The organism is Mucilaginibacter tolerans, assembly GCF_030519375.1.
Lineage (GTDB): Bacteria > Bacteroidota > Bacteroidia > Sphingobacteriales > Sphingobacteriaceae > Mucilaginibacter.
Genome location: NZ_JAUMKB010000003.1, coordinates 278,234 through 291,267, shown reverse-complemented (window position 1 = coordinate 291,267; position 13,034 = coordinate 278,234). Strand labels below are relative to the sequence as shown.

Here is a 13,034-nt window from a genome sequence, read left to right as displayed (position 1 = left end):
GCTCATCGGCTTTAAAAGTTGAAACATTTATTTCAAGAAAACGTACAAAAACCGTTTAAAAGGCTTTCATTCTAACTAATGAACAGATGAACGGGTTATTACCCTTTCTTTATTTATTGTTAAATGCTGTGTACCCCCAAGATACCATTAGAGATTTTTGTGGGTATAGTATTCCGAAAAAAAGCCTCCGGGAATTGTTTCCCGGGCAAATAAAACTATCTGCCTCTGAACATTTTTGTGGATTAAACTCAGTGAATAGCTGTCACAGTATGAAAAGGATTGCTACGCACTGTTTATTAAATTAAATCAACATAAACCCGGTATTCCATCAATTGATGAGATTACCGTTGCAAAGTTTATCATGGTAAAAAGGTTACTATTTTTTGTTACAGCGCTTGTATTGATCCTGTCATCTTCTATGGCGATGGCGGCTAACGCAACGCTTGCTGGTCTTTCGCTTAGTGCAGGTTCATTATCTCCAACTTTTACAAGCGGTACCATAAACTATACAGTTCTTGAAAGCAGTTCAACAAGCTCAATAACGGTTACTCCTACACAAACAGTTTCCGGATCAACAATAAAAATAAATGGAACTACTGTTGCCAGTGGTTCTGCCTCAGGGGCGATTGCTTTAAGTGCAGGCAGTAACTCGATTAGTATTGTGGTTTCAAGGGCAGGTTATTCGCCAGTCACCTATACATTGACCGTAACGCGCGAAAATATTAGTTATACGGGATCGCCTTTTACTTTTATAATCTCGTCTCTGATCTCGCCTTTAACGCCAACTAATACAGGAGGAGGATCACCAACCTACTCAATTGCTCCGACACTGCCTACCGGGTTGGCTATCAGCCCTTCTACCGGTGTTATATCGGGCACACCACTTGCAATAAGTTCAACGACAAGCTATACCGTTACAGCAGATTACGGAAGTGGTATTGCAGCTACCACCACTATGTCGATTGCTGTTAATCCGTTTGCGCCGGCACCAAGCTACAGCCCATCTTCAAATACATTTGTAGTTGGCACTACAATTAGTACATGGACGCCCTCTAACTCGGGCGGTGCAGCTACCGGTTGGTCAATAAGTCCTTCATTGCCTACAGGTTTATCATTTAATACCAGTACAGGTGCGATAACAGGTACGCCAACGGCCATTTCGTCAACGGCTACTTATACTGTTACTGCCACCAATATAACAGGTAGCGGTAATACTACAATTAGTATCACAGTAAATCCTCAGGCTCCGAATATCAGTTACAGCCCGGCTTCAAATGTATATACTGTTGGTACAGCTATTTCATCCTGGACTCCTACCAATACAGGCGGGGCAGCAACAAGCTGGTCGATCAGCCCGGCATTATCGGCAGGATTATCATTTAATACCTCTACCGGTGTTATTTCGGGTACACCAACGGCACAGTCTTTTTTCACAATTTATACGGTTACAGCTACGAATGTAACCGGAAGCAGCAGCTCCAACATCAATATAACCTGTAACAATCCGGTACCACCAAGTATCAGTTATAGCCCATCAACAAATACTTATGTCGTTGGTACGGCTATCAGCGCTTTAACACCAACCAATACGGGTGGTACTGTAGTAAGCTATTCGGTGAGTCCTTCGCTACCGGCAGGCTTGTCGTTAAATACCAGTACGGGTGTTATATCGGGCACTCCAACCGCTGTAGCGGCTACTGCTACTTATACTGTTACGGCTACTAATGCAGGTGGCAGCGGCAGCGCGACTTTAACGATAACAGTAAATCCTGCATTGCCTGTAATTAGTTACAGTCCCTCAACAAATGTATATACAGTAAATACGGCAATCACTTCGCTGACGCCAACCAATACAGGCGGAGCCGCGGCAAGCTGGTCAGTAAGCCCTACATTACCTGCAGGCTTATCATTCGATACAACCACAGGTATTATTTCAGGTACACCCACGATAGTAACAGCTACTGCGACATATACCGTTACAGCAACAAACGTAACTGGTAGTGCTACAACAACCGTTACTATAACGATCACTCCGCAGCCGCCTGCTATCAGCTATACACCATCGGCAAATATTTATGTGATCAATACGGCAATCACAAACTGGAGCCCTGCAAATACCGGGGGAGCAGCCACAAGCTGGTCTATAACTCCGGCATTGCCCGCCGGGTTATCATTTGACATAACGACTGGTACAATATCTGGTACACCAACTGCTCTGTCAACGATAACTACTTATACCATTACAGCAACGAATGGAGGTGGCAGTAGCAGCGCAACCATTAAAATCACGGTTAACCCCAACGCACCAGTTATCAGCTATACCCCATCATCAAATAATTTTCTGGTAGGTTCTGCAATTACGACATGGACGCCGACAAATACTGGAGGTTCTTCTACCAGCTGGTCAATTGGCCCTTCATTGCCATCCGGTTTAATATTTAATACAACCACGGGTGCAATTACAGGTACGCCAACAGCAGTTTCAGCAACAACTACTTATACTATTTCTGCTGATAATGATGGTGGTGTAGGAACTACTACTATATCTATTACCTGCGTCAATCCGATGCCGCCAAATATTAGTTATTCACCTTCGGGTAACACTTATACAGTAGGTGGAGCGATAACCAACTGGGTGCCAACCAACAGCGGAGGAGCGGCGGCAAGCTGGTCAATCAGCCCCGGCCTTCCAGCCGGTTTATCATTTGATACTACTACAGGTATTATATCAGGTACACCAACTGCATCATCTGCCGCAACAACCTATACGATTACTGCTACCAATACGGTAGGCAGCTCGACCACCACTATAACTATATCAGTTAATGCCCAGGCACCGGTGATCAGCTATACACCGTCAACTAATACTTATACAGTAGGTACAACGATCAGTTCATTAACTCCAGCTAATACCGGAGGTTCGGCATCCAGTTGGTCCATAAGTTCACCACTGCCTTCAGGACTATCTTTTAATACCAGCACAGGGGCTATATCTGGTACGCCAACAGCTGCATCAACATCAAAAACATATACTATTACCGCAACCAACGTTTCGGGCAGTGCAACTACGACAGTTACTATAACTGTTAACAGCCTTGCACCGTCAATCACTTATTCGCCATCGACAGTTACTTATTCTGTTGGTTCAACAATCACTCCTGCGACACCTACTAATATCGGCGGTGCGGCATCAAGTTTTTCAATAACCAGCGGTACTCTACCTACGGGTTTATCATTTGATACCAGTACAGGAACAATTTCCGGTACGCCAACAGTAACTTTCGCAACCACTACATTTACCATAAAAGCTACGAATGCACAAGGATCGTCAAGCACATCCCTGATTATCACCGTTAGCCCGCATGCACCTGTGATTAGCTACAGCCCATCAACAAATGCATATCCGTTGAACCAGACTATCACGTCGTTAACACCAAATAATACCGGCGGTGCAGTTACTGGGTATTCTTATTCATCAACAGGCACCTCATTAACCGGCGCTACATTAAGTGGCCCAAGTTTGATGGCAATCGATGCATCGGGGAATATTTATGTGTGTAACTATAATAACGGTACGATCAGCGAATATAACTCCAGTGGTACATACATTGGCAAATTTGCATCGGGCTTTGGTTTTAATAACCCCTGCGGTATTGTATTCGATTCATCGGGAAACGCTTACGTGATGGATACCGGTAACGGGGCAATATACAAATTTAGTTCAAGTGGCACTTCCCTGGGTACTATTGCTTCCGGCCTTGGTCACCCGCTTGGCATTGCTATCGACGCATCTAACAATATTTATATAGCTACATATAATACCGGCACAAACGTAAGTTCAGTTACGAAATACAGTTCCAGCGGGTCCCTCTTGCTTACTTTGCCCACTACCGGCATGAACCAAGCTGATGGTGTAGCCATTGACGCATCGGGAAACATTTATGTTTTGAATCGTGCTACCAATTTTTCCACACCAAATAGTTTGGGTAACGTAACTGAGTATAGCCCGACAGGTTCTTATATTGGTGTATTTAGTAGTGGATACAATGATCCGCTGGCCATCTCAATTGATGGATCGGGTAACGTGTTTGTGGCCGATTCACACAATAATCAAGTTAGAATATATAGTTCAGGAGGTGTTTTGTTGAACACGATCACCGGGCTTACCGATGTGGAAGGTTTTGTGGCCGATGCGAATGGAAACCTGTTTATATCGGATTATACCAATAACACAGTTAAAAAATATGCAGCATCTGGCGGTTATCATATAAGCTCCCCATTACCCGCCGGCTTATCATTTAATATCAGTACAGGTGTCATATCAGGAACTCCAACCGTTACCTTTTCACCTACCACGTATACTATTACTGCTTACAACATTACGGGCAGCGGAAGTACTACCGTTACATTATCGTGCTATAGTTCATTCGACTGGCTTGGTACAACAAGCTCCAACTGGAATACCGGCTCCAACTGGTTGTCTGGTACAGTTCCTTCAAGTACTGACCAGGCGTTAATCGGTGTGAACAAATCATTTACTAATTTTCCAAATATATTAGCTTCGGCAGGCACAGTAAATGTGGGCTCTATACAGTTTGGTAATACCGGGGGACAGGCAGCAGGTGTAGTTGTAAATAGTGGAAGTATTTTAAACGTGTCAGGCGCGATAACTTATCAGAGCGACGCTAACTCGGGCTCAGCTTATACAACTACATTATCAGGCGCCGGTACCATAAATGCAGGCAGCATCAGCGTTATCTCTAATACTACACTGGCCAGTTCGTATACCAGCACTTTATCTTCATCAGTTACCAATTTAAATGTATCAGGAAATATTTCGTTGACCTCATCAAACTCGGGATCGGCTTTATTTAATTCAACATTTAAATTAACAGCAGGTACAGCCGCGGTTACAGGTGCTATTCAAACCACCAACACAGCAGGCACCACCTCAAGTTTCCTGGTTGTGCCTTCAACTACTGCTACTTTACAGCTTGCCAATACAACTGCCTTGTCGGGTCTCTCATCTACCGGTACAAATGTGGTTACATTTAATAATACGGGTACTACAATACAATATTCAGGGGCAGCGCAAACAGTTTATACCTCGGCAAGCATTACAGGATTATCTTCGGGTATAAGTTATCAGAATATCTCGTTTTCAGGAACAGGTATAAAGACTGCATTATCAGGTAACCTAAATATAGCCGGCGATTTTACCAATACAATGGCCAATGATGGCTCAAATTATTTATCCTTAAGCAGTCCGACTGTGAATTTTAATGGAACTACCCAAAGTTTAGCGGGAGGATCGGGTAATGGAACGACATTCTACTATGTCACATTTAGTGGCGCGGGAACCAAAACAATGACCAGCGGTGGCTTTAATGTTGCCAGTTCGGGTGTCCTAACTATGAGCGGAAGCAACGCAGCGACTATTTTGGCAGCAAACGGTAATCTGACAATAAACTCAGACGCTACTGGCTCAGGTTCTGTAGCCGCTATATCAGGTCCGAGCATTACTGGTAATGTTAACGTGCAACGTTATTTAACCGGGGGCTCGGGTTATCGCGGTTATCGTGTAGGTTCTTCACCAGTATATACAGCTACCGTTAGTTCGAATAATGTTTTCAGTTTAAACTATTTGCAAAACAGTATGTATCTGACAGGTGCTGCCGGCGGTGGCTTCGATAAAGTCGGGAACCCTACAATTTATTTGTTCCGGGAAGATATCACCCCGTCAAGAACCTCGTTTACCAGTGGAAACTTTTTGGGAATTAATGCTATAAATAACACGCCTTCTTACAATTATCTGCTGACTGGTTCAGTTGGTTCGGGAACATACTCAATACCTGTTGGTAATGGTTTTCTTTTCTTCTTTAGAGGTAACAGAGCATCGGCTTCAGTAGCTACTGAAACTGTGGCCAGTTATGTTCCTGTAACAGTTACCATGACTGCGACCGGAACATTAAATCAGGGGCAGGTCGTTGTACACGATTGGTATACGCCATCGTCGGCTTATTTAAACTATACGGGTTCCGGTACAGGAACGAACTACCTTGTTCGTGGTTTTACCTTGGTAGGTAATCCCTATGCAAGTTCAATTGATTGGGAGCAGTTTAACGCTTCTTCAACCACCAGCGGGATATATGGATATAATGTAGGTACAACGATATATGAGTTTAATCCGGCTACTCAAAATTATGATAGTTATCAGAAAGGCGGGGCTTATACAAATCACGGCCGCAGAACAATAGTTAGTGGTCAGGGCTTTTTTGTGGTGGCTAACAATTCCAGCAATCCACAGCTGATATTTAATGAATCAGCAAAAACGGTAAACCAAAGTACGGGTTTAAATCTGTTTATGGATACGCAGGCTGGTTTAAATGCAGCTCAAATTCCGGTGGACGAACACCTGCGTTTACAAATGGCCGTTGCACAGGATAGTATCAATACTGATGATATTTATGTCGGCTTCAGTGCCTCTTACAAACCTCAATTTATTGACAATGAAGACGCAGAATACAAAGCAGGTAACGGAAAAGTAAGTTTGGCCAGCTATACAAGCGATAGTGTGCGGGTAAGCATAAATAAAATGCCTTTGCCAGGATTAAACCAGAGGGTAATTCCATTGTACGCATCAGCGCGTACTGCGGGAAACTACACCTTGCAGCTAACTGAACTCGAAGGGGTGGCACCTGTTTATGAAATATGGTTGATTGATAAATATAATAAGGATTCTGTGGATATGCGGAAAACTCCGCTGTATTCTTTCGCTATTAGCTCAGATACCAATAGCTTTGGGAAAGACCGCTTCCAATTGTTGATCAGGCAAAATGATTCATTACAAGTTAAGTTGGCAAATTTTACAGGTAATAAATCGTCAAATGGATCACAGCTGCAATGGACTACAACAAACGAGCAAAACTATACCCATTTTACGCTGGAAAGAAGCACAGATGGTGGAGCAAATTATAGTATCATCTATAGTAATACCTCCAATGCACAAGGCAGCTATAGCTTCCTCGACAGGTCTTATTCAATTGGTGAAAATATATACCGCTTGAAGATCGAAGACCTGAACGGAAATATTAGCTATTCAAATGCAGTTGCATTGGTGTATACAGGCGGCCTGAATGGTAATCTGACCGTTTATCCCAACCCAACCAATGGCACGCTTAACCTGATCATTTCAAAGATTAAAAATACAAGTTCAGCAGGTAGCCAATTGATAAGTTCATCATTTACTACACCGCCAACAGTGACTAATAGTTATTCCGTTAAAATTGTGAGTACATCGGGTGTTGTGATAAAAACGTTGTCTACTACTAATCCAAACTGGCAAACAGATGTTAGCAGCCTGATGCCGGGTTCCTATATTGTTCAGGTGTTGAATCAGAGTGATAACAGCCTGGTTGGGCAAGCCACCTTCGTGAAACTTTAACAAAACTTTATATCGTCTCTACTTTGTTGCAAGAACCCTGGTGTAATCGCCGGGGTTTTATTGTAAAGGTCGACCGCTTATTGTATTTTGCCTTGATTAAGGCAGCCAATAAATAGTGATTAATCCGGTCAATAACACGCGTATTGCGCCCACACCCAGCGGATTTTTGCATATCGGCAATATCTTGTCGTTTGCTATTACTTCCGCTTTGGCAAGGAAAAACAAAGCCAAAGTATTGTTAAGGATAGACGATCTGGATCAGGCAAGAATTAATAACCGTTATCTAGAGGATATATTCGATACACTTAATTATTTAGAGATACCATGGGATAATGGCCCGCAAAATGTTCAGGAATTCCAGAATAGCTGGTCTCAAATGCATAGAATGAGGTTATACCATGCTGCTGTCGGCACATTATGCGAGAAGGGGATTGTATATGCCTGTACCTGCTCCCGGCAGCAAATGCGTACAGCGGCATCCTGTACCTGCCAGGCGAAACAGATTCCTTTAGACGCTGAAAATGCTAGTTTGCGGTTGATTACAACAGGCAGGGCGTTAGAAATCAGAACTTATAGCGGGGAAATAGTACGCGCCGAGTTACCTGCCGAAATGCACAACTTTATTATCCGAAGAAGAGATGGGATACCCTCATATCAGCTTGCTTCGGTAGTTGATGATCTTCATTACAATATTGATTTGATCGTCAGGGGGGAAGATTTGTGGCCGTCAACAATTGCGCAACATGAATTGGCTTTAGCATTGGGCGAAAACAAGTTTAACCAAATAAGATTTTATCATCATCAATTGCTGACGGAGGCTTCGGGCAAAAAACTTTCAAAATCAGCCGGCTCAACCTCAATTAAATATTTGCGCGAGAATGGTAAAAAACCATCAGACATTTACACTATGATTGGACGGATGCTTGGTGTTGACCGCCGTATTGATAGCTGGGAAGAGCTGGCAGGTGTCATAAGCTCAGACTTATAACTTTAACTTTATCATGAACAAAAAATAAGGCCCTCTCTCCAAAGGGCCATTGTTGTTAATAATAACCGAACTTGCTATAAAGAACTAATGAAGAATTCAGCCTATAACGTATTCAGAACCTGGTAGCTATTTCTTTTTGGTACCACCACCAAAGAACGCGCCTATTTTAAAAGCGAAATAATCGGCGCCTTTTCCCATGGCGTCATAATCAGCCGAAACGCGAAGATGCCCATATTCAAAACCAAGCTCGGGGAATGCACCAAAGCGGCCCCCTCCAGAAACCAGACCATTGTATCCGCTTCCCGCCTGTGCCGATTCCTGGTTAACCAGACCGCCGCCTGCACCTATGAATGGCCGGAAGCCACTGTGCACCAGGTAGTATTCTGCTGTGAAAAAATAAGAGGTAAGCAGGTAAACTTTCGTATCGGTACTCACCGTTTTGTTCACATAACCAATAGCCGCTGCCTCAAATCGCAGCCCAAGGGCAAAATCGTCGGTAACACGATAATGCGGCTGTATAGTAACAGTTGCTCCTGCTTTTGTGCCTCCGCTGCCACTGCTGCCACTTGGTATAGCATAGCCTACTTGTAAATCTACTTTAAACGCATGATAATCTGTCGATTGCGCATTTGCCATCAATGAGAAGGCAAATAACAGGGGTAGTAGTAATAATTTTTTCATTTTGAGTGGGTTTTATGATAATTTTCAGATGATTGTTCACCAAATAAAAATGCTGTAATTGCCGTGCCGGATTTTGTCCTGAAGCGCGACACCTTCAGCCTAAAAGATAATTTTAATCAGTATAATAAAGTGCTATAAGTAATTCATATCGAATTGCTTATATAAATATGAATGAAATATTAATGTGGAAATTTTAAACTATACAAGCGTGCTGGTTTACTATGCGACTGTACAGAAATACTACACCAATGGCTGTGGGAATAACTGCCGGAATTGTATACGTGAGATTGAATTTGCGGTAAAGTTCGTATTAGGCTTTGAAGAGACCTCTGGCATTTTTACTCCATCGCCCATCCCATCCCCTTGCCAGTCATATAAACAAACGCCTCTGCTGCTTTTACGCCTAGCTCCCTGCCGCGAAAATCTTCCATAGCCGTGTGCCCGCAGGCGTAAATGCCCGGCGGGTCCTGGCTTTTGTGGCAATAAACTGCCTGGCGTTTTTGCTCCTGGGTATCGGTGATATCTACGTAGTCCGTCGGGCGGAATATCATTGTTTGTTCGCCGGTGCAAACCTCAAAAAAATATAACGGGAACTTCTTACCTGAGCGGACCCATGTTTGAATCATCAGTAAACTGGCTATCTGGTGATCTTTATGACTATCTACAGGCCAGTGAGTAAATACCAGGTCGGGTTTTTCATCGGCGATGAGTTTCTGTACCTTCAGCAGCCATGTATTATCCAGTATAGTATCTCCATCAATCTGTCCTACAAACACATATTTTGTTTTTAATATTGCACAGGCATTAATGGCCTCTTGCTTACGGATGGCTGCCGCTTCACCGTGGTTTTTCCCCTCGATTCCGGCTTCGCCGGTGGTGAGGTAAATAATCGTCACATCGTGGCCTTTAGCAACCAATTTAGCCAGCGTACCACCGCAGCCGCTTTCCGGGTCGTCGGGATGCCCGCCAAAACAAACTACTTTCTTTTTTGAAGATGTTTCAGCCGGATTGGCATGTAATAGTTGCGGAAGGGTGAGTAATCCTAATCCGGCGGCTGTGGTTTTTACAAAATTGCGGCGGCTGTTTGATGTGCTTTCCATGAAATAATATTATAGATATTTAATGGAAATGCAAAGCGTGATTATACCTGAAACGAATAGCCCACCCAGTGATCGTGATGCGCTAAAGAAATGGGTACGAGAATTTCAATATCGTTTTTTAAGATAACCGGGCAAGAATGATTGTTTTTGTCGATTTGCAATTCGGAATCCGGGAAAAGAGTATTTAGCATAGCTAATGCAAAAGTCCGTACTGCTTTTGATTGATCATCAGCATCCGTTGAGCCGATTTTTTTAATCCCCCACATCACCTTTTCAAAATTATTAGTGTGGCTAACTACTGAAAAGATAAAATCATCCGTGATAATTGTCCGCGAATAAAAAGTATGGGGGCTGTAATCAATTATACCCTCATAAACGGTTTTTTTGTTAAAATCCCTGCCCTCAAAGTGAGATACCCTCTGAGAAGAAGGAGGTTCAAGTTTACTGATCTTAATTTTAGAGGGAGAAAAGATTAATTCAGGATTTAACCGTTGCAGGTATTTAAAAACAGATTCCTTTACTGACCATGCAAGCCAGACAAAATACTCAAAAGGAAGCCTTTCCGAAAACTGCCCTTCGTACAGGGCTTTTTCAGAGCCGGTAATGATCTTATTGTAAAACTTTTGCTGTTTAGTTCGGGCAACATTGATAGCCTTGAGCGCTACAATATCGTTGCCCGTGCTGATCATTTTATTTTTGATTGATTTTTTCTGTGATCACATCAAGACAGCTACCTACATTGGTCATCTTGTCTGCCGAATCGTAATCGATCTCGATATCGTATTTTGCTTCTGCGTCAATGATAATATCAACCAAATTGGCCGAATTAATTTTTAAATCTCTTATCAGGTCAGTCTGGTCATTAATGCCGGCCAGCATCTCCTTATTAACAGTATAAGGGGCAATTACCTTTTTAAGCTCATTTAAAGTCTCTTCTCTGGTCATTAGTTGTTAAATTTTGAAAAAATTAAGCAGGAATTAACGTCGCCAAAACCAAAATTCGCCTTCGCTACAATGTTAATCTCCTTTTTTATCATACTAGTCGGCAAGCTATCAACACTTACCATGTTTATTATCTCCTGATTTGGATCCTCTAAGTTAATATTTGGATGCACAAATTGATGAAATATTTGCAATACGCATGCCACAGATTCAATTGAACCCGCCGCACTAAGGCTGTGGCCGATCATGGATTTAATTGAATTAGTCAGTGGAAAATCCTTGCCACTCCGTCTCAATACCTGGCTCCAGTTCTGTATCTCCTGCCTGTCCGCCATTGTGGCCGTCAGGTGCCCGCTAATAAGGTCGATATCATTGGGATGAATGCCCGAATTGCTTATAGAATCCTCAATACACCGGATCACGCCGGTAGAATTAGCTGCCGTCATTGACCCCCCACCACGTTGACCACCAGAATTGGACGACCCGCCCAATACCTCGGCATATATTTTAGCACCACGCTCTAACGCAAAATCAAGGTCTTCCAGTATAAGTGCTGCTGCGCCCGATCCGGGAACAAACCCACCTGCAGTCGCACTCATTGGTCGTGACGCCCTTTCAGGCTGATCGTTAAACTTACGCGATAATACTCGCATAGAATCAAAGGTCCCGAAAACATAAGGGTCGATATGTTCGGCGCTGCCCACTACCATCCGTTTGGCATAGCCGTGCTTAATATATTCGTAGCCCATCAATACCGCCTGTGTCCCTGTTGCACATGCCGATGAGTTGGTCACAATTTTATTCCCCAAACCCAAACGGCCTGATATATAAGAAGTAACACCGCTATTCATGGTTTGTTCTACCACGCGGGAGCCTAATTTTTTAGACTCTTTATTATCGACGCGTGTAATGACGTTTTTCATGGCCTGGGTATCAGGTGTGCTGTTCCCAAAAACGCAACCTGTTTCCCACCTGGGCTCGTCGGTATCGAACACCATGCCCGAATCGGTCCAGGCATCAAGGGCAGCGGTAATACCATAGCCAATATTGGTGCCTTTCAGGCCATAAAAAGTAACTTCTGAAATGTAATTCCGCAGGCTTTCCCACTCAAAAGCAGGCTGCCCAGCCACCTGGCAGCTCATATGGAGCTCATGGTACAGCGGCACAAATTTTATCCCCGAAATTCCATGCTGTATAGCATTTAAAAAAGCTGGTATTCCTATTCCGTTAGGCGCCACAATGCCTAACCCGGTTACCACAACACGCCTGTTCATCTTTTAATATCCACCTTTTTTACAATGCCCGAAAACATTCCTTTAGCAATTAAATCATTAGAACTGTCCCACATCTCGACATAGCATTTTAACTTGCCGAAACGAAAATATTGTTTTTTTGAAACAACTGTCACTTTCTCACCCGGCAAAACCATTTTGTGGAATGAGATATCGGTTGAGGTGAACAACGGTAACGCTGTTTCACTACTGCCCGACACTATATCCTTTGATAACAAAAATATACCCAGTATCACCAACCCTATCTGTGCCATTATTTCAGTGATGATCACCCCCGGTGTAACCGGGTTGCCTACAAAATGATCCTCATAAAAAAAAGAATCAGGCCGCAATGTATAATCGCCTGTTACCCCGTCCTCATCCAGCGCAGTGATATGATCCACAAAGCGGAAGGATGATTTATAGGGTAGTTGGTCGAGTATATCTTTGTACATGTATATTAATATATAAATGTGCTTTTACAATGTGCAGATGTGCAAATATGCTGATGTGCAGATGAAAAATGCATGATAGTTAGATTATGAAACTTAAAAAAGTAAATTCCTTATATAAATAAATTTAATAAATCAATTTGCATATCGACTCCC

General features: G+C 43.0%; 8 protein-coding genes. 2 read left to right on the top strand and 6 right to left on the bottom strand.

Annotated elements, in window-relative coordinates; translation table 11 throughout:
- The first annotated feature begins 361 nt into the window (after positions 1 to 361).
- Both Q3A68_RS06000 and Q3A68_RS05995 read left to right on the top strand, forming a co-directional pair.
- Entirely contained in the window at positions 362 to 7,444 is a 7,083-nt protein-coding gene (locus Q3A68_RS06000) for a putative Ig domain-containing protein (RefSeq protein ID WP_302900151.1), read from the top strand.
- A 115-nt stretch (positions 7,445 to 7,559) separates the two neighbouring features.
- Entirely contained in the window at positions 7,560 to 8,432 is an 873-nt protein-coding gene (locus Q3A68_RS05995; RefSeq protein ID WP_302900150.1) for a glutamate--tRNA ligase family protein, read from the top strand.
- Between the two features lie 126 nt (positions 8,433 to 8,558).
- Here the strand turns inward: Q3A68_RS05995 and Q3A68_RS05990 are convergent, their stop codons facing one another.
- From Q3A68_RS05990 to Q3A68_RS05965, 6 genes are all read right to left on the bottom strand, one after another.
- Positions 8,559 to 9,113, bottom strand: a complete 555-nt coding sequence (locus tag Q3A68_RS05990) for an outer membrane beta-barrel protein (protein WP_302900149.1) — start codon at positions 9,111 to 9,113, stop codon at positions 8,559 to 8,561.
- Between the two features lie 338 nt (positions 9,114 to 9,451).
- Positions 9,452 to 10,213: a PIG-L deacetylase family protein gene (locus Q3A68_RS05985; protein WP_302900148.1), complete on the bottom strand. Its 762-nt coding sequence runs from the start codon at positions 10,211 to 10,213 to the stop codon at positions 9,452 to 9,454.
- A gap of 41 nt (positions 10,214 to 10,254) precedes the next feature.
- Positions 10,255 to 10,902 (bottom strand): 4'-phosphopantetheinyl transferase family protein, encoded by a 648-nt coding sequence (locus Q3A68_RS05980; RefSeq protein ID WP_302900147.1) that lies wholly within the window; start codon positions 10,900 to 10,902, stop codon positions 10,255 to 10,257.
- A 1-nt stretch (position 10,903) separates the two neighbouring features.
- Positions 10,904 to 11,158, bottom strand: coding sequence for an acyl carrier protein (locus Q3A68_RS05975; protein WP_302900146.1), 255 nt, complete (start codon positions 11,156 to 11,158; stop codon positions 10,904 to 10,906).
- Positions 11,158 to 12,429: a beta-ketoacyl-[acyl-carrier-protein] synthase family protein gene (locus tag Q3A68_RS05970; protein ID WP_302900145.1), complete on the bottom strand. Its 1,272-nt coding sequence runs from the start codon at positions 12,427 to 12,429 to the stop codon at positions 11,158 to 11,160. Before Q3A68_RS05970 ends, Q3A68_RS05975 begins: the two co-directional genes overlap by 1 nt.
- On the bottom strand, positions 12,426 to 12,881 hold the full coding sequence (locus Q3A68_RS05965) for a 3-hydroxyacyl-ACP dehydratase FabZ family protein (RefSeq protein WP_302900144.1): 456 nt from the start codon (positions 12,879 to 12,881) through the stop codon (positions 12,426 to 12,428). The genes Q3A68_RS05970 and Q3A68_RS05965 overlap by 4 nt, the downstream gene beginning before the upstream one ends.
- Positions 12,882 to 13,034: the final 153 nt, after the last annotated feature.